The 17058-nt window shown below is 41.2% G+C and carries 20 protein-coding genes, 1 tRNA gene and 1 pseudogene; 7 read left to right on the top strand and 15 right to left on the bottom strand.

Annotated elements, in window-relative coordinates; translation table 11 throughout:
• The first annotated feature begins 59 nt into the window (after positions 1–59).
• The 3 genes and pseudogenes from WAK81_RS01325 (at position 60) to WAK81_RS01315 (ending at position 1948) form a co-directional block, all read left to right on the top strand.
• Positions 60–135: transfer RNA gene (locus WAK81_RS01325), tRNA-Asn, on the top strand.
• A gap of 62 nt (positions 136–197) precedes the next feature.
• Positions 198–641: a DUF2726 domain-containing protein gene (locus WAK81_RS01320; RefSeq protein ID WP_253173292.1), complete on the top strand. Its 444-nt coding sequence runs from the start codon at positions 198–200 to the stop codon at positions 639–641.
• A 316-nt stretch (positions 642–957) separates the two neighbouring features.
• Positions 958–1948, top strand: a pseudogene (locus WAK81_RS01315) (diaminopimelate dehydrogenase).
• Positions 1949–2134: 186 nt separating this feature from the next.
• Here the strand turns inward: WAK81_RS01315 and WAK81_RS01310 are convergent.
• From WAK81_RS01310 to glnA, 6 genes are all read right to left on the bottom strand, one after another.
• A complete protein-coding gene (locus WAK81_RS01310; protein WP_422195366.1) occupies positions 2135–2398 on the bottom strand; it encodes a hypothetical protein in 264 nt (87 codons plus the stop codon).
• A 131-nt stretch (positions 2399–2529) separates the two neighbouring features.
• The gene (locus WAK81_RS01305) at positions 2530–3735 is read right to left on the bottom strand and encodes an alpha/beta hydrolase family protein (RefSeq protein ID WP_422195365.1); all 1206 of its coding nucleotides are present in this window, start codon (positions 3733–3735) and stop codon (positions 2530–2532) included.
• Between the two features lie 109 nt (positions 3736–3844).
• The gene (ubiA, locus tag WAK81_RS01300) at positions 3845–4726 is read right to left on the bottom strand and encodes a 4-hydroxybenzoate octaprenyltransferase (RefSeq protein ID WP_422195364.1); all 882 of its coding nucleotides are present in this window, start codon (positions 4724–4726) and stop codon (positions 3845–3847) included.
• A gap of 5 nt (positions 4727–4731) precedes the next feature.
• A complete protein-coding gene (locus WAK81_RS01295) occupies positions 4732–5238 on the bottom strand; it encodes a chorismate--pyruvate lyase family protein (RefSeq protein ID WP_422195363.1) in 507 nt (168 codons plus the stop codon).
• A 2-nt stretch (positions 5239–5240) separates the two neighbouring features.
• Entirely contained in the window at positions 5241–5516 is a 276-nt protein-coding gene (locus tag WAK81_RS01290; RefSeq protein ID WP_422195362.1) for a hypothetical protein, read from the bottom strand.
• Between the two features lie 90 nt (positions 5517–5606).
• Complete coding sequence (glnA, locus tag WAK81_RS01285; protein WP_422195361.1) at positions 5607–7022, bottom strand: type I glutamate--ammonia ligase; 1416 nt, start codon at positions 7020–7022, stop codon at positions 5607–5609.
• A 988-nt stretch (positions 7023–8010) separates the two neighbouring features.
• On the opposite strand from glnA, the gene WAK81_RS01280 reads away from it, so the two are divergent.
• From WAK81_RS01280 to WAK81_RS01265, 4 genes are all read left to right on the top strand, one after another.
• Complete coding sequence (locus WAK81_RS01280) at positions 8011–9228, top strand: tyrosine-type recombinase/integrase (RefSeq protein ID WP_422195360.1); 1218 nt, start codon at positions 8011–8013, stop codon at positions 9226–9228.
• On the top strand, positions 9221–9904 hold the full coding sequence (locus WAK81_RS01275; RefSeq protein WP_422195359.1) for a hypothetical protein: 684 nt from the start codon (positions 9221–9223) through the stop codon (positions 9902–9904). The genes WAK81_RS01280 and WAK81_RS01275 overlap by 8 nt, the downstream gene beginning before the upstream one ends.
• A 296-nt stretch (positions 9905–10200) precedes the next feature.
• Positions 10201–10467, top strand: a complete 267-nt coding sequence (locus WAK81_RS01270; protein WP_422195358.1) for a hypothetical protein — start codon at positions 10201–10203, stop codon at positions 10465–10467.
• Between the two features lie 137 nt (positions 10468–10604).
• The gene (locus WAK81_RS01265; protein WP_422195357.1) at positions 10605–10802 is read left to right on the top strand and encodes a hypothetical protein; all 198 of its coding nucleotides are present in this window, start codon (positions 10605–10607) and stop codon (positions 10800–10802) included.
• 206 nt (positions 10803–11008) lie between these two features.
• Here WAK81_RS01265 and WAK81_RS01260 read toward each other — a convergent pair whose 3' ends face one another.
• The 9 genes from WAK81_RS01260 to WAK81_RS01220 form a co-directional block, all read right to left on the bottom strand.
• Entirely contained in the window at positions 11009–11383 is a 375-nt protein-coding gene (locus WAK81_RS01260; protein ID WP_422195356.1) for a hypothetical protein, read from the bottom strand.
• Positions 11380–11955: a lysozyme gene (locus WAK81_RS01255; RefSeq protein ID WP_422195355.1), complete on the bottom strand. Its 576-nt coding sequence runs from the start codon at positions 11953–11955 to the stop codon at positions 11380–11382. Before WAK81_RS01255 ends, WAK81_RS01260 begins: the two co-directional genes overlap by 4 nt.
• On the bottom strand, positions 11952–12248 hold the full coding sequence (locus WAK81_RS01250; protein WP_422195354.1) for a hypothetical protein: 297 nt from the start codon (positions 12246–12248) through the stop codon (positions 11952–11954). Before WAK81_RS01250 ends, WAK81_RS01255 begins: the two co-directional genes overlap by 4 nt.
• Positions 12229–12555: a hypothetical protein gene (locus tag WAK81_RS01245; protein ID WP_004646469.1), complete on the bottom strand. Its 327-nt coding sequence runs from the start codon at positions 12553–12555 to the stop codon at positions 12229–12231. Before WAK81_RS01245 ends, WAK81_RS01250 begins: the two co-directional genes overlap by 20 nt.
• Positions 12556–12634: 79 nt before the next feature.
• A complete protein-coding gene (locus tag WAK81_RS01240; RefSeq protein ID WP_422195353.1) occupies positions 12635–12868 on the bottom strand; it encodes a hypothetical protein in 234 nt (77 codons plus the stop codon).
• The gene (locus WAK81_RS01235) at positions 12861–14948 is read right to left on the bottom strand and encodes a hypothetical protein (protein ID WP_422195352.1); all 2088 of its coding nucleotides are present in this window, start codon (positions 14946–14948) and stop codon (positions 12861–12863) included. Before WAK81_RS01235 ends, WAK81_RS01240 begins: the two co-directional genes overlap by 8 nt.
• Positions 14949–14966: 18 nt before the next feature.
• Entirely contained in the window at positions 14967–15353 is a 387-nt protein-coding gene (locus WAK81_RS01230; RefSeq protein WP_422195351.1) for a hypothetical protein, read from the bottom strand.
• Entirely contained in the window at positions 15350–15634 is a 285-nt protein-coding gene (locus WAK81_RS01225) for a carboxypeptidase regulatory-like domain-containing protein (RefSeq protein ID WP_422195350.1), read from the bottom strand. Before WAK81_RS01225 ends, WAK81_RS01230 begins: the two co-directional genes overlap by 4 nt.
• A 2-nt stretch (positions 15635–15636) precedes the next feature.
• Positions 15637–17034, bottom strand: coding sequence for a phage portal protein family protein (locus WAK81_RS01220; RefSeq protein ID WP_422195367.1), 1398 nt, complete (start codon positions 17032–17034; stop codon positions 15637–15639).
• Positions 17035–17058: the final 24 nt, after the last annotated feature.

Raw genomic sequence — 17058 nt, 5'->3', positions numbered from 1 at the left:
AGCGACGGACTGTTAATCCGCAGGTCCCTGGTTCGAGCCCAGGTTGGAGAGCCATCTATTCTTCCATAGCTCAGTCGGTAGAGCGACGGACTGTTAATCCGCAGGTCCCTGGTTCGAGCCCAGGTGGGAGAGCCAAGATTCTGAAGAAACCCACTCATTACGAAGTGGGTTTTTTTATTCTTCCCTATTTGTGATCTGTGTTTGATTTGAGTCAGTTTATATTTTTTGTGATTGGCTGCCTGGCAACATTTGCATTAGTTTGCCTGCTCTTTCCGCATCTCTTCACCCGTCAAAAGAAATTCTATCCAAAGCGCGTCATTACTGCTTTTGAAAGCAGGATGTTTACACGTCTAAAAGATGCATTTCCTCATCATCATATTCTGGCACAAGTCGCGTTTAGCGCTTTGATCACGCACGATCAGATGAAAATGCGCAATCAATTTAATCGTAAAGTCACAGACTTCGTAGTACTTGATCGTGAATATAATGTAGTGGCGATTGTCGAACTGGATGATCCGAGCCATATTGGCAAAGAGCAGGAAGATGCTGAACGCGATGCCATGCTGATTGCAGCAGGCTATACCGTGATTCGATACACCCAGATTCCGACTATCAGACAACTGCAAAGGGATTTAAGATAAGTTAAGCTGCAATTTCGATATTTCTCGCTGCAGCTTGAATTGGATTGATCAAAGCCTCCTGCTCCGCTTTTAATTTCTCGGCAGCTTTTAGTGCTTCAAAATTAGCCAATCCTCCTCCAATTTAGCGTCTCATCAAAAGCATTCTCAGTTAAACCTGCCTTTCTGTAGGATTAGGGTGATAAAGTTTAAGTTATCGCTCTATAATCCTTTCGAAAACAAAATATAAGTCAGATGAGCTGATCCGCCTGTTTCATTTCTGGCCATCATCACCTTGCTTATTTTTGGCGTTGTTTTTTTATTCAGTGATCGTTTATTTATGCAAAATTCTATTCGTATTGGTATCGCGGGTTACGGTAATCTTGGCCGCGGTGTTGAAACTGCCATCCAAAAAAAATCCTGATATGCAGCTTGTCGGTATTTTTACTCGCCGCTCACCAAGCAGCGTCTCTCCTTGCTTTGCAGAAACTCAAGTGTATAGCATGGATGCACTATTAAATGATTTTAGCGATAAAATTGATGTGCTGATTCTTTGTGGTGGTTCGAAAGATGACTTACCACAACAGGCTCCTATCTTCGCAAGTAAATTCAATACTGTAGATAGTTTTGATACGCATGCACGCATTCCGGAATATTATGCTGCAGTCGACGCACCTGCCCTTGCCAACCAGAAAACAGCCATGATTTCTATTGGCTGGGATCCTGGCATGTTCTCGATTAACCGTTTATTTGGTGAAGCGTTATTACCAGATGGCGAAACTTATACTTTTTGGGGTAAAGGCTTAAGCCAAGGCCATTCAGATGCGATCCGCCGAGTAGCAGGTGTGAAAGCTGGTGTTCAATACACCATTCCATCCACTGATGCCATTGAACAAGTCCGCAGTGGCGCACGACCTGAGTTAAGCACCAAAGATAAACATCATCGTGACTGTTATGTGGTATTAGAACAAGGTGCTGATGCGGCAACGGTTGAACAAACGATCGTCAGCATGCCTGATTATTTTGCGGATTATAATACGACCGTGAATTTTATTAGTGAGGAAACTTTACTGAAAGATCACCAGGATATGCCACATGGCGGTTTTGTCATTCGTAGTGCTAATACCAGTGATGCACAAAAACAGGTGATTGAGTTTTCTTTAAAGCCGAATAGCAATCCGGAGTTTACTGCAAGTGTTCTAGTGGCTTATGCCCGTGCCTGCTACCGTCTGAATCAAACCCAGCAGTATGGTGCTAAAACAGCCCTAGATGTAGCACCTGCCTTACTTTCAATTAAATCTCCTGAGCAATTGCGCAAAGAATTGCTTTAAGATGATTTAAATATAGTCATCAGTCGTCTGACTGATGACTATATTTTTCTATTTTAGAGTTCAGATTACTTGGCTACGAAATATCGAATATCTAAAATCGAATCAGATAGTTTTCGGCAACCGATGCAACTATCCAATACACAGACATTTGCAATATTAGACAAGTGCAAAGGGTATTAAGATAAATTAAGGTGCTATTGCTGTACTTTCAGACGCAGCTTGAGTTGAATTTGCCTTAGCATCCTGCTCTGCTTTGAGCTTTTCCGCAGCTTCTCGTGCTTCAATACGTGCAATCATCTCTGCTTGCTGCTGCTTGTATTTTTCCTGATTTTTAGCATCACTATCCACTGCAAGAAATGCCATACTAATTAAAAATACCGGAATACAAAGTGCAAGCGTACCGAAGATCAATAGCTTTTTGATACTGCGGGACTTTGGCTGCTCAGACATAACAAACCTGTTTTAATTTCGTCATTTAATTACACTACCGAATATAACAAAATAAAGTCATAGCTCAAGGCCGAACAGTATTTAAATCCACGCCGACTTCAAGCCAGCATGGATTTATCACTCTTATTTAATTATGACACTGGCGTATTCATAACGGCTTCTACCGTATTGAGCAGTGCGGGAATATTTTCAGTGACCACTGTAGCGTGCGTGGCATTCAGTATCGGAATTAACTTAACATCAGTTCCATCCGCAAACATATCGTCGTATAAGATCTGGGTAATGGTATAAGGTACTGTGGTATCTGCTGTACCTTGAAAAATATAAACTGGACGGTCCAGTCGGGTTTGTGCAGGCTGATTATCCATCAGATAATCCATAATATCAGGATCACTCAGGAAGTTTTCTCGTAATGCCTGATATTGCGAGAAATTCACACCACTTTGTAATGTCGTTTGAATATCTGCACCAAAACGCTGTGCAAGCTCAGGTGAACATAAACTTTCAGCCTGTCTAGCCAGATCTACCTTAGCATTAACAAAAGCCTGATTGTAATTAAAGTTAGTTTTTTCTGCCTTAATTCCTGAACTGACAAGGGCGGCATACGTATATAAAGTCGCTGCTATTGGTACTGCTTGAGCTACATTACCATCAGCAGCCAGACCTTTAGCAAATAAAAGCCCTTCTTCCAAGGTATCATTAAGATAGGAAGCTGGGGCAATCGCAACTGCTCCACGATAAGTATTATTTGGTAAAGCCTTATAAAACTCTGCGGCTGCTAAAGCTGCATGTCCACCCTGTGACCACCCAATCACCCCCCAATCTTTGGCCAGTAACCCACCATACTGTTTTTGAGCTTCACTAATTGCTGATAATATTGAATTGGCAGCACTTTCTAGATGCAGATAAGGATGTGGCTCATTATCATTACCCAGACCCTCATAATCTGGGGCAATCACCGCATAACCTCGTTGTACCAGCCCCATAACCAAGGCCTTTTCAGGCCCATCCAAGGCAAGGCGTGAAGGTGCACACTTATCTGCTCCACCTGTAGTACCATGGGCCCAAACCACAATCGGCCAACCACCTACAGGTGGAGTACCTTTGGGGGTAAATACCAGCGTAGTGGCACGAATCTCTCGATTCTGCACACCTTCCATTCGATAAGTAAAGAGATCATGACGCCCAACAACCTCTTTAACCTGCTCATCAACCGTATAAGTTCGAACAGGATTAAATCCTACAAAATTATCGTTATCATCATCGCCACACGCAGATAAAAACAGTACCGAAGAACACAGTACGCCCAACATTAATTTTTTATAACCATTCTGCATATTTCTATCCTTTTATTGTTATTCCCTATCTCTTTTTATCGAGATCACTCAAAATTAAGCATAAAAAAAGCATCCTTATAGGACGCTTTTGTTATCAGCCGATAGACGGTTAGTACCAAAGAGCCAGAAAAATTCCAGCAAAGATTATGAATCCAATCCAGCGGTTATGACGAAATGCCCAGAAACAAAGCTGTGGATCTTTATTCCGTGTTTTTATCCATTGGTAAATAAAATCAAGAGCGACAACAATTAATGCAGCTAGGCCAAATGGAAGCAATAAATTCTCTAGCCAAAGTGCCACAGCAATCAAAATAATACTGCTGGCCTGCAAAGCGCTAATCATCTGAATATCATGCTGACCAAATAAGATGGCGGTTGATTTCACCCCAATCTTTAAATCGTATTCACGATCTGCAATCGCATATTGCGTATCATAAGCCACAGTCCAGGCCAGATTGCCAAAATATAAAAGCCAGCAGGTTAAATCCGGAGTTTGCCCAACTGCGGTATAAGCCATCGGAATCGACCAGGAAAATGCTGCACCCAAAAAGACTTGAGGCAAATGGGTATAGCGCTTCATAAAAGGATAAATAAACGCTAAAAATAAAGCCCCGAATGACCAGTAAAAGGTTTCAATCGGCAAAAAAAACAACAGACAGGCGCTGACAGCCACTAAAACCAGAAATACCATCACGGCTTCTTTGGCACTGATAATCCCGGTCGCTAGCGGACGGTTTTTAGTACGCTCCACATGTGCATCGACTTTACGGTCAGCAAAATCATTAATGGCACAACCTGCTGCCCGCATAAAAATCACCCCCAAAATCATGGGGATTAAAATTTCAATGCGTGGCATCCCCTGAGCGGCAATCCACAGCGCCCACATGGTGGGCCAAAAGACCAGTTCAGTTCCAATCGGTTTATCAAAACGACAAAGATAATAATAGGCGCTAAGACGCTCACGCCAGGTGATTGCTTGTGCGATTACCATAAAAATCAAGCCTGTGAATTTTGTATAAAGTGTTCAAATGCCGGTAAAAATGTTTCTTGTACGATAAATTTGCAGCCATGCCAAGTATAGCAGCTCTGACGAGTCCAACCCTCATCCAAAAGTACCACCCGACGCTGACACAGTGGATTGGTACGTTGAAACAAAAACCAGCCAATCGGTCTGGTGCCAATATGCTGAAAAATTCGGGCTTTTTTTTGCAGGCTTAAAATTGGAAAAATACTTTTTGCCTTTACCCAGGGTATCTGTTCTGAACCGTAGAGATAACTTTCACGTACCCAGGAAGTATGCTGATGTGACATCTGCATCCATTTGGCATTGGCAAAACTTAAACGCTGAAAATGCTCTTGGATTGGCTCGACATGGAATTGTCCCTGCGCCAAATCGGTCAGTTGCTGCGTAAGCGAGCCCGATGCATACAGCCACGGTTTTAACTCAGCAGGCAGAGTTGACAGCAACATACGCTGATTTTGATTTCTAGAACGACTATTCATTGTTAACAGTTATCTGTTTTTGCAATGATTTCATATTTGCCTTGCGGAGTCTTAATTAAAATAAAACCTTCAGCACTCAAACAAAATGATTCAGGATAAGCATAATCCAGCGCCATTTCTGGATTTTTCAGCGCCACAAATTGAGCCTGCTTATACCCTTCAGGCGACCGCCCCACTTCAAGATAAGTCACTTCAGAGAAATTTAGTCTGAAACCTTTGTCATGATCTTTTGGATCGATCCATGGATAAAAGCTGGTGTGCTTTTTACGTTGTGCCATTTAAGCCCATCAATCATTTAAAATTATAAATAGATGATACAAAAAAACCCGCGACATGCGCGGGTTTTCTTCACTTTAATTCGGAATGAATTACAAGCTGTAGTACATTTCAAATTCAACTGGATGAGTAGTCGTGTTCAAACGACGAACTTCTTCAGTTTTAAGCTCGATGTATGCATCAAGCATTTCTTTGGTGAACACACCACCTTTAAGCAGGTAATCTTGGTCCGCTTTAAGCGCATCAAGAGCCATATCCAGGCTGTGCGCCACTGTAGGGATTTTTGCTTCTTCTTCCGGCGGAAGGTCGTACAAGTTCTTGTCAGCAGCTTCACCTGGATGGATCTTGTTTTGAATACCGTCAAGACCAGCCATCAACAATGCTGCGAAACCTAGGTACGGGTTCATCATTGGATCTGGGAAACGCGCTTCAATACGCTTGCCTTTCGGGCTAGACACATAAGGAATACGGATAGACGCAGAACGGTTACGCGCTGAGTAAGCAAGCATAATCGGTGCTTCGAAATGTGGCACCAAACGCTTGTACGAGTTTGTAGAAGGATTGGTGATCGCATTCAAAGAACGAGCATGTTTAATTACACCACCGATGAAGTACAACGCCATTTCTGAAAGGCCTGCATATTCATCACCAGCAAACAGGTTCTTGCCGTCTTTAGAGATCGACATATGCACGTGCATACCAGAACCGTTATCACCAACCATTGGTTTAGGCATAAAGGTTGCTGTTTTTGCATATTGATGTGCAACGTTCCAAACTGCATATTTGAACTGTTGAACTTCGTCTGCTTTGCGCACCATCGTATTGAAGCTCACACCAATTTCTAACTGGCAAGAAGCAACTTCGTGGTGATGTACTTCTACACGACCTGGGCCCATGATGTCTTCAATTCTTGCACACATATCAGCACGCATATCATGTGAAGAATCTACAGGAGGAACTGGGAAGTAACCGCCTTTTACGCGTGGACGGTGACCAGAGTTACCGCCTTCATAGTCTTTGTTGGTTGACCAGGCAGCTTCTTCAGCGATCAATGTGTGGCGCGCGCCAGACATGTCGATTTCCCATTTTACTTCGTCAAATACGAAGAATTCTGGTTCTGGACCAAAAAATGCAGTATCACCGATACCGGTAGATTTCAAATATTCTTCTGCACGGCGCGCAATCGAACGTGGGTCACGATCATAACCTTGACCAGTTGATGGCTCGATTACATCACAAGTTACAACAACTGTTGGCTCTGCAAAGAACGGGTCGATAAAACCTGTTGCCGCATCCGGACGTAAAATCATGTCCGATGCTTCGATGCCTTTCCAACCTGCAATTGAAGAACCGTCAAACATTTTGCCGTCTTCAAATGTATCTTCATCAATACTGTCTGCTGGGTAAGTGACGTGTTGCTCTTTACCCTTGGTATCAGTAAAGCGAAAATCGACCCATTTTGCGCCACTTTCTTGTATGAGTTGAAGGACCTTGTTCGCCATGCTCATTTTGCTCCGATGTTTTTGTTGCACCCGTGAAGTGCGTGTTAGCAGTTGATAGTTATTAAGCAATTACCGTACCAACTTTTAAAAGTATAGATAAAATCTTGAAATCTTTATAAGAAATCATGAAGTGACAAAAATACTTTGCGGCTATTATACTAGCTGCAAAACTAAATGCACTATATTCAAGCATTCTTCATTTATTTTATTTCAGCTTTATTTTTTATCGCACCTAAATAGTGCACGCATCCATTAAGATGTATGAGAAACATAGCTTTTTATAGCGAATATGCTGCTTTTTCTTACTTTTGTTAAGTTTTATTTGTTTTTAGCTAAAAATTGAGTGTTTTTAGTGAATATCAGTAAAAAAAATTTGCGATTCATTTGGGATTGTATGCCTATTATGAGGCATTTTCTTTAAATCTACTTTCAATAGAAAATTTTATATAAAGCTTAATTATTCAAGTGATGTTTTTTTCACCATACTTTTAATCTCTTTTTGCTCTCATTTTTTCATTTTTAAGTTTTACTCTAGAAAATAGTCATTTAAAACTTTCTATGAGTAAGCCTATTACTTTAAATCATGATAAAAAGTTTATTCAATTTTCTACAGGTTTTTAAAGCTATTAAATTGAGCGAAATTGTTACGCCGAATATGGCTATTTTTTGCTATGATGAAGCGTGCTTTATTTTCACACAATGAAATCAATGATTTAGTTGTGTTACACAAATGCTTGCAATAAGCGCGAATAAAGTACGATCGGGACAACTTTAGCACAGTTAAGTGCATTAATTTCAATAGGTTAATCTCATGCTTTTAATGGTCTAGAATTATCATAATAATTAAATACTGTAAAATTCCATTAAATCAAAATCCCTATGTCTTTATTTTCAAGCATTTCCAGTTAAATACCATAAAATAGAATTAAATTGTATTAATCGCTTTTGTGAGTAATATAGTGAGTAACAATATTTAATCTCTTGCGTTACTCACATGCTTAACGATACCAAGCTAAAAAAACTAAAACCAATGGAAAAAGCATACCGTATTGCCGATCAAGGCGGGCTATGTATTGAGGTTCGTTCGACCGGCACGAAGCTTTGGCGTGTACGCTACCGTTATGCTGGGAAGGCATCCATGATCAGTCTGGGTGAATACCCTATCGTAAGCTTGGCTGAGGCTCGTCAAAAACAAGAAGAAATCAAATCACTGCTTTCAAACAATATTGATCCGGCTGTACATCGTCAACAAGAAAAGGCTGCCCTGCTTTGTGATGAAAACAGCTTTGAAGCAATTGCAAAAGAATATGCTGCGGATCGACTGAAGGATAAATCTCAGACCTATATAGATGCTTTTCACCGGGCAATGGAAAAAGATATCTATAAAGTTATTGGGCATAAAAACATTAAAGATGTGACCTCTGCTGACGTTTTGAAGATTATGCAAAATACAGTGAAACGTGTTAAGAGTCAGGATAACCGTGGCACTGGTGAAGTCACAGCAATTGAAAACAGGAAAAAGATTGGCTCTGTGATGAGATATGCCATTGCGACATTAAGAGCTGAAAATGATCCAACTTATGCGGTTCGCGAAGTCATTGCACGACCAGACGTAGAACATGCAAGGCCATTAAGTCTGGCTGAGCGAAAGGTGTTTAGAGCACGGATCGACAGTTATGGTGGTGCTGAATCCACTGTGAACTCTATCTTATTTTTGTTCTATACCATGCTTCGCACGATTGAGGTGCGTCGACTACAGTGGTCGTTTATTGATTTTGAAGAAAAAACTATTACTTTTGAAAAGCAGACCCGAGAGCAATTAAAAAAAGGCCTGCGACTGACCAAGAAAAATAGGACGCATGTAGTGCCAATGTCTGAGCAGGTTTATCAACTTTTACTTAAACAAAAGAAGCTCACTGGCCGCAAGAAGTATGTTTTTGAGGGTGTCTATAATGGCGGCATGATGCCAGCTACTACAATTAATCGAGCGCTACAGTACATCATGCAGAATGTCACAGCCCATGATTTTCGGGCTACAGCATCCACCTTGCTGAATGAGCTTGGCTATGATGAAAAGTGGATCGAAACCCAACTGGCCCATGCCGATGAGAATAAAACGCGTGCATCGTATAACCATGCCAAGTATTTAGCGGATCGCAAAAAGATGATGCAGGATTGGGCTGACATTGTGGATGGATGGAAGGGTGAGTAATATTAATAATCTTGTAGTAAATATGCTCGCCATAATTTTTGTGGTTACATTATTTATATTTTCTTTTACTTGGATTATTTTTGACTTCCAGGGTAGTGATGAGGCACTCAAAAATACGTGGACTATTGTTAGCTCACTATTTGGAGGTATAACTACTTTGGTTGCTGCTTATTTGGCTTTCATATTTTACAATGACTGGAAGCACATTCAGCGATTTGAGTTATCCAAGGATATTTTAACTGCATTAATAGAGCTTAAATCTCATACGGATAAAAATCACAAAAAAGCTGAGCACTACTTAAACATATACAAATTAAAAAATGATATAAATATCTCAACTAACTACATTGCATTAAATATAAATAAGGCGAGAAATTGCCAAGCGGAAAAAGAAGAATACTCTTTTAAACTAGATGAATTATCTATACTTTTTTTTAAAAAAATTGATCTTTATGAATCTATTTTTGGTATTGAACTGATATCGAAGGATGATCGTGCTTTTAATTTCAACCAATATTTTTCTACTATTAACACCATGTTTACCTATGCACAGCAGGATAAATCGGAAAAAGAAATTAACTTTATTTTACAGCATGCTAAATCAAGTAAAGATGCTTTTACGAAAAAGTATTACGAGAATTTAATGAATAAACTTAAATATAAATCTCTCACTTAGAGGGCCTTTATACAAATGTCCCACACTCACTTTCGTCGTAATCGAATGAGCTAAATAGCTCTCAATTGAGGTTTTTTACTGCTCTTAGAAGCGCCAGTTCTGGGAATACTAATTCCACTTAAATCATACTGACTGAAAACAAGTGTAAGTGACTGATTTTAAATGTATTGTGTATTTGCAATACTTCGCACTAACAACCACGAACAGTCTACAAATCAGTCTACATTTTTTTAAAGATATAAATGTCGTAGGATTAGGCTGACATCTTTGATAGAAGAAAATAAACGGATGGTTCTATGAAAATATATAAAGTTATTAGCGGTGTAATTGCATTCCTTTCCTTCTTATTTTTTAGCTATTTTTTTTCAGGAAGCGGTGAAGGATTTAGGTTATCTGCAGTTAATCCAGTTGAGGCCTTAGAAGGTCTTGCTTTCACCTTTGGGTTTGGATTTGGTATGCCAATCTGGCTATCTTACATAATCGCTGTTCTAACTCTCATAGGTATTCCTATTTTAATTTATGTATTAGTACTTAGTCTTCTTAAAAAGCTGATTAAGCATTAACATTGAGTCCTAGATTGGTTAAGAACTTATCAGTTTCTTCTGAATAAGTTATAGGGAACAATCTGTTTTAATTTCAAAATCCCACTTAAATTCCTATTTAACAACATATTCATACATTTACACTTTTAGAGGCATAAATGGCTTACATCCTAGCGACTACGGAAGAAAAAGTACGTTGGTATAAATACAAGTATGATCAAAATCTAAATGAAGGTGAATTTGAATTGATAGAAATATTAGATTTAAAATTAGTACCACTCTTAGGTGATAAAGCGGCGGCGAAGGATGCAGCAAAGGCGCTAGGGTTAAAAACTTGGCGATACGTCAAGATATGAGAATGCCCTCACTTAAAGAGCCTTCACACATATCCCCACATTCACATTCGTCGTAATCGAATGAGCTGTGCAGCCCTCACTTGAGGGCCTTCACAATCGCACCATGCCTTGCCTTGCAATCATTATATTTAGCAACCACATCAATAGACCAGACCAAAGCAACCTTACCCTGCCCTGATTCCAGTTTTTGCAAATCAGGACAAGGCTCAAGGAGGTTTGCTGGTACCGCTGGCGATAAGTGAGTTGAGTTGCTGCAGGCCATCATCATCAAAGCAATGGTTGAGATACACAGGACGATCAATGATCTTTTGCACTTCACGTGTAACCGTTTCGACCTGCACACGTTGCTCTGATCTTGTTGCCTCATAATCGGAACTCATCTGGTTAATTTGATTTTGTTTTTCAGCCAGAGCCTTGAGATGTTTTTGTTCTATCTCTTGAATTTTTACTGTGCATTGTTCACCAGCCTTGCGCAGCTTTCCGTTTAAGTGATTGGTGTAAGCAACTTGCCCTAGCCATAAAAAGAAAAAGACCGCAATTGCGATCCAGTGTTTATATTTCCATAATAGATTTAGAGTCATTTTAAAAATAACTCCATTTCAATTTTCCTGCGATTCACCAGACCTTGCAGGCGTTTGCCACGAGCATTTACCCATAAGCCAAATTGATCAGCTGCCGCCTTATAATTTTTCTCATTCAGCCTTTTGACCAAAGTGGATTCTTCAAATGCGGTAGGTCCAATGTTATAGGCCAATGAAACCAAGGCATCAAACTGATTCTGATTGATCGGAAGATTGACTGCGCTATTGACGGTTTGCTCGAATTTTTTCAAGTCATGTTGCATGTAGCTTTTGGCTTGCTCCAGTGTGCAGGTATCCCCTTTTTTGACACGAATACCATTTGGGTATTTTGTGGTGCCATAACCAATGGTCCATACACCCACGCCATCATCGTAGGCATTGAGCCGTAGGCTTTCAAAATTACGGATCAGATCAATACCACTTGGGCTGATATGCATTTCATCCGTAGCGATACCCAGCATACTGGTGACATCATCGTAAGCAGTTGCAATCAGTTTGTCAGCAGCATCAACCTGTTTCTGGGTGAGTTTGCCGCCGCTAATCTTTCGCAAGAAATCAAAAATATGTTTCATGGGTTGTCACCATCTTTATCCGTATTAAAAAATTTAGAACGTGCACCACCCTTACCCCAAATATAGAGTTGTCGGGTAAAGAGTGCGAATAAAATACTTACTGTAGTGTAAAAAAGGGTTCCGGCCGGACTTGGCGAATACTCATCTTTAACAAAAAGTGCGGCTCCAAAAAGGATCGACAACACCAATAGAAAATCGATGTGTTTTGGGAGTTGAATTTTTGGATGAAATGCCATGATTGCAAAAGAAACTATAAATAACACCAATGCCGTCTTACTTATGATTAGCAGCATCTTCATTCTCCTTTTTGACTAAACCAAGAACTCTTGATCGAGCCAAACTCAGCAATGCCTCAGCTGTACTTTTACCAGCAGCACCCAGAATGAAACCAAATAGCTCTGGGTAGTTACCGCTAGCAAGAAATAAACTTGCCGGTTTAGCAAAGACCACACATAAAATGAAGCCCGCAAAGAATCCTATCCAGCGATCCCGAGTAGGTTCCTTGCTTAATAGAAAGCCGAAAGTTGCACCCAGCACACCTGTAAAAAGGATGTGTGAATGGTTCTTTATGCTTTCTAATACCTGACTAAGAAAGTCCATATACATCCCCTTTAGTCATACATACCCCTTTTTTTTGGCAATAAAAAAGCACCCAAAGGTGCTGTTATTTTGTTGATCGTTAGACTTCTACTTGTGAGTGTTGTCCAGTTGGTGCTGGTCGCAGGATCACTTGGTTTGCAATGAAAACCCGTGCACCCAAGTTATAAGCTGTGCCGGATGTGCAAAGCACTGGACCAGATCCACCATCAATCTGCACCCGATATTCTGGATGCTTCACTGAGGTGATGGTGCCGATGTATTCCGCATGGGTTGGATTTAAAAGCTTGCGTAATTCAAATAAAGGATTAGTCACGACTGATACGCTCCACAGTAATGGTTTCATTGACCTTTTCGTGTGAAAAGCTGCCACTTACCCCATCAATAACACCCCACCACTGGCCATTAAAGGCAATCGTTTTACTAGGTAGCATCTCGCCAATTTCCTGACTGACTGGAATATCAGAAAAGGTATGCAGCTCCTGAATGTTAGCTTTGACCAATTCATTCTTGCCGTAGCTGGCACCCGACACCACATTAAATAATGGCCCCATGACTGTTTCTAGCGGTACATCACCTGAAGTACCACGCTGCTGTACTTTTAGGCTTTCACCACTTCGACTATTCACCACAGTAATCGCATTAAAGTCAGCAATATATTCATCGTTCTGTTTGGTGTTCTGCTGCATCACCAGGCTTTCAGACAACAGAATGTCGTAATCTTCCACGGTCATCGTATCCCAGTAGCCTTTCTGGTACCGGGGTAAAATGGTCAGTGTATTGCCTGCTTTCTGGCTATAGATAAAGCCGCCGCCTGCATCAACCACCTTTTTGATTGCATCGATGGGTGCAAGTTCTGCATAACTCAGGCTTTCGATCGGTACAATCCAACCCAGTTCATCAATCAGCTTCCAGTTCAGGTTGGTACCGCTATTCGCTCGATCCAATTCCGCTTGAACCAGCTGCACAGAAGTACGCTCGTTATCCTGAATAAATGAGCGTAATGGCCCATATTTGGCAGAGTTCAAAGCGGTGATACTTCGCCCCGGATAGGTGTATAGCACACTGGCAAAGCGTCGGGTTTCCTCTGGATCCTCGAGCAGGACATGATGCTCAAAACCATTGATCATGACTTTAAGAATCACTGGCTGCCCATCAATAGGCTGTAGCTTTTCTTTTTCAGTGTGAGCTACAGTGATTGAATAGGTCCAGCACCACTGTGATCGGCTGGTGCTGTAGGTACCATCCATGACTTTGATCTTCTCGCCGGTATCCAGTCGCTCGGCTATTAATGTGTTCACGATATACCACCAGTTCCTTTTCGGCAGTGCTGGAATACAGTCATCTGCACCAAAATTTAAAACAACATTGTGTGAATCAACGTCATGACATAAGCAGATGAAATTTAAATCTGTGCTGCCTTCATATTTGGGTAATTCTGGCTTTGGCCAAGGTAAAACCGGATGCTTGCGGTAATGAATCGCTTTGGCCTGATCCCAGGGCAAATCTGACTGGGTGACAATCTCTAGGCTTTTATCCCATTCAAATGAAAAACGATGCTCAAAGACTTGAGCTACTTCATGTGAATAAGTAAAAGTCTTGCGACGTCGGATCATTTCCTGCCAGACGGTTTCACGGTTATGCCGCAGCTTGATGGTTTCTTCATGCAGATAGCGCTGATGAATAAAGCGTTTATCGCCTTCTTCCCAGATCACATACGCATCAGAACTTAAACCGGTTGCGTGCTCATGTATGGATCTAATCACCCGGGTTAATGATCCAGATTGCTCATACTGAATATTTTTCTGACTGGAAATCACCAAGCCTTGGTCATAAAAAAGAGCCTCATTAGAGACTCTTAATACTGGCTTAGCCCACGGTATTTCTGTTGTGCTTAAGGCTACGATGGCCTTCTGATATCGCATGTCAAAACCATAGGACACACCGACCAGATGATTGATATCAAATAACGCTTTAACTTCAAACCGAAACTCAGAATCTAAAACTGTATCAATGATGCAGAAGTTTTCGCTAAATACCGCTCCGATTTCAAAACTAAAACTGGTGTCTAAAATCGTATCAATCTGCCCGATGACATCGGTATTTTCTTTAAAGACCGCAACGACTTCAAAGCCGAACTCGGTATCAAGCACTGTGTCGATGACTGCAGTATTGGCACCACTGTCGGCATAAATTGCAGTGACTTCAAAACTAAAATCAGTCTCTAAAACCGTATCAATGACTGCAGATACATCATCACCAAAATTGAGATTGGTTGAGCCATCGGCCAGATGCTCAAAATTCAGAATGATGTTATGGCTGTCGGTATTATCAGGCTTAAAGTTTAAGTTTAGGTTGTGAGCATCAACGGTGCCGAGCTTATTCTTAAAATCCACATGAGCACCCTTTTTAATTTAAGGTCTGAGTTTTATTGAGGTAACAGACAGCGTGCCGCCGAGTGCTAAATTGGTGTTGGCCAGGGAAATATCTGTGCCCACCGTCAGATCGGCAGCGACTTCACCAGCACCGTTATAAATACGTGCCCATGTTGCTGTGCCTGACTTAATCACGGTTGCTGTATCGGTTGGATGAAGCTCCACATAAGTGGCTGTGGTTTCTTTAATGCATGGCTCAGGAAAAGTCAGCGTCACTAAAGCATTGTTTGAATCCGCTGCAACTGCGGGACTGGTCGGCTGTATACCATCATAAAAAATAACGGTAGCACTTTGGCTACCGTTATCCATAAAATTTGCAAAGGCTTGGCTCATGGCAAACCTTGCTTTGACTGATGTTTTACTCATTTTGGCACCACATTATCTTGGATCACTGCATTAAATAGCCGCTGCGGGTGATGGGCTACAATAAACTTTTCTTTCGTATCGGCCACGGTTAACTTGTAACTGCCATCTGCCCTTGTTAGTGTTTGCCCAACTAAAGAAGCATCACTACGGGAAAACAAACGAACCAAAACCCCAGCCGTGTTGGCGGAATTTGTCTTAACTTCCCCCATGATTGAGAAAGAGGCTGGTGCTGTCTTAGGTTTTAGAAATACCACACCATTCAAAAGTAGGCTTATTTTCATTTCTAATCCTTTAACTCAAAAAACAGCGTAGCTACTGCCGATGCGTATGAACATAGACCATTAATTTCAATAAAATGATTTCCGTTTTCGTGCTTCTCAACTAAAAAAGCGTATACGGCCATTGAATTTATTACCAACGGACGGCTTAAAAGTGGCACATAAACATGCGGCAAATAACCCTCTATTGGTGCTCCCTGTTGGGCAATAAATGGAATCTTAATTAATCCAACTCCTGTTGAATCAGTAAAGTTTGGTTTTGATTCTGTATAGAACGTGTTGAGTGCACCATTAGTTGGAAAAACCGGTGAAACACCTATTGAGCTGGTCGCCCCATCTTTGCTGGCAAACATTTTGCAATCTGCGTAATAGATGTTCTGGGGTTTATTGGGTGAAAAGAGTGCAGATTCTACCTCTTGATAGTCACCAGCCGCATTACGCTTATGATTTGCACAAATCAAGTAATTAAACGGATTTTCATTCAGGCTTTCATATTTGCCAAAATAATTAACCGTTCCCACCTGGTTGGGGTTTCCGTTGTCGGATACTGAGGCCTGAATTAAGTAAAACCCCTCATCATTCCCAACAACTGACCATACATGGTTCCCTGAGCTACGACTTGTTAAATATGAGCTCTGACCATGATTCCAGCACCCATAAATCAATTTAGCCCAACCAGGTCGCGCCCCGCTTCCTGTTCCTTCAACTTGCCAGTTTTGGTTTGGGTTTGCTGGATTGTACGGACATTGCATTCCTGAAATAGTGTTAATGTCCGTCATTTCTAAGGCTAGACCAACGTTGCAAATTGACGCGTAGTTCGCGGCCCATCCAGACCATAGATTGTCATCAAAAATATAATAAAGTGCGTTTTCTGGATTGAGTGATTTATAAGCACGCTTATTCGCCCCGTCCGTAAAAGCTATCTGATAGCCAAGTGGCGCAACCTTAGCTGTGATTAGCCGACCATCATTCTTAGGCTCAAACCATTGCATTGGCTTTTCACCGATCCACTGCAAACTAATATAACCTTCCGACTTTAGCTCATATACAGCTTCCTGAACCGAGTAACCGAAGAACAGTGCACTCATGGCAGCAGTCGCAATTTCATGGAACCATTCTTTCAGGATGAGATTCAGCTTTTCCGCTTCATCCGTATCATTTGGTTCGATTCGCAACGGCGTTGCTAAAAGTGCATCAATCCGTGTTTCAACTACTTGTGCGATCTCATCATCATCTAGCAATACACGTAATCTATGACGTGTAATTCCGGCTTTGCGCAGCACTTCATCCGTATCCGGTTGCTTGCCAAAGTTAACCAGAAACTGAGTGACTGCTTCTTGAGTGTATAAATTGCCATAAGACAAAGCCTTTTTTGACGCTTTGTCCTTTTTAGACTTTGCCATATGTTTTCCTTTTAATAGGTTCGA

The sequence above is a fragment of the Acinetobacter sp. genome, from assembly GCF_049284435.1.
Classification (GTDB): domain Bacteria; phylum Pseudomonadota; class Gammaproteobacteria; order Pseudomonadales; family Moraxellaceae; genus Acinetobacter.
The sequence above is the reverse complement of the archived record's forward strand: the minus strand, read 5'-3'. Positions and strand labels throughout refer to the sequence as shown.

Bases quoted from the DNA above. Each gene is read 5' to 3' on its own strand.
- WAK81_RS01305 (WP_422195365.1), bottom strand. From the start codon at position 3,735: ATGCAGAATGGTTATAAAAAATTAATGTTGGGCGTACTGTGTTCTTCG.
- WAK81_RS01220 (WP_422195367.1), bottom strand. From the start codon at position 17,034: ATGGCAAAGTCTAAAAAGGACAAAGCGTCAAAAAAGGCTTTGTCTTAT.
- WAK81_RS01230 (WP_422195351.1), bottom strand. From the start codon at position 15,353: ATGAGTAAAACATCAGTCAAAGCAAGGTTTGCCATGAGCCAAGCCTTT.
- WAK81_RS01225 (WP_422195350.1), bottom strand. From the start codon at position 15,634: ATGAAAATAAGCCTACTTTTGAATGGTGTGGTATTTCTAAAACCTAAG.
- WAK81_RS01255 (WP_422195355.1), bottom strand. From the start codon at position 11,955: ATGAAACATATTTTTGATTTCTTGCGAAAGATTAGCGGCGGCAAACTC.
- WAK81_RS01250 (WP_422195354.1), bottom strand. From the start codon at position 12,248: ATGCTGCTAATCATAAGTAAGACGGCATTGGTGTTATTTATAGTTTCT.
- WAK81_RS01265 (WP_422195357.1), top strand. From the start codon at position 10,605: ATGGCTTACATCCTAGCGACTACGGAAGAAAAAGTACGTTGGTATAAA.
- WAK81_RS01260 (WP_422195356.1), bottom strand. From the start codon at position 11,383: ATGACTCTAAATCTATTATGGAAATATAAACACTGGATCGCAATTGCG.
- WAK81_RS01290 (WP_422195362.1), bottom strand. From the start codon at position 5,516: ATGGCACAACGTAAAAAGCACACCAGCTTTTATCCATGGATCGATCCA.
- WAK81_RS01280 (WP_422195360.1), top strand. From the start codon at position 8,011: ATGCTTAACGATACCAAGCTAAAAAAACTAAAACCAATGGAAAAAGCA.
- WAK81_RS01295 (WP_422195363.1), bottom strand. From the start codon at position 5,238: ATGAATAGTCGTTCTAGAAATCAAAATCAGCGTATGTTGCTGTCAACT.
- ubiA (WP_422195364.1), bottom strand. From the start codon at position 4,726: ATGGTAATCGCACAAGCAATCACCTGGCGTGAGCGTCTTAGCGCCTAT.
- WAK81_RS01270 (WP_422195358.1), top strand. From the start codon at position 10,201: ATGAAAATATATAAAGTTATTAGCGGTGTAATTGCATTCCTTTCCTTC.
- WAK81_RS01310 (WP_422195366.1), bottom strand. From the start codon at position 2,398: ATGTCTGAGCAGCCAAAGTCCCGCAGTATCAAAAAGCTATTGATCTTC.
- glnA (WP_422195361.1), bottom strand. From the start codon at position 7,022: ATGAGCATGGCGAACAAGGTCCTTCAACTCATACAAGAAAGTGGCGCA.
- WAK81_RS01245 (WP_004646469.1), bottom strand. From the start codon at position 12,555: ATGGACTTTCTTAGTCAGGTATTAGAAAGCATAAAGAACCATTCACAC.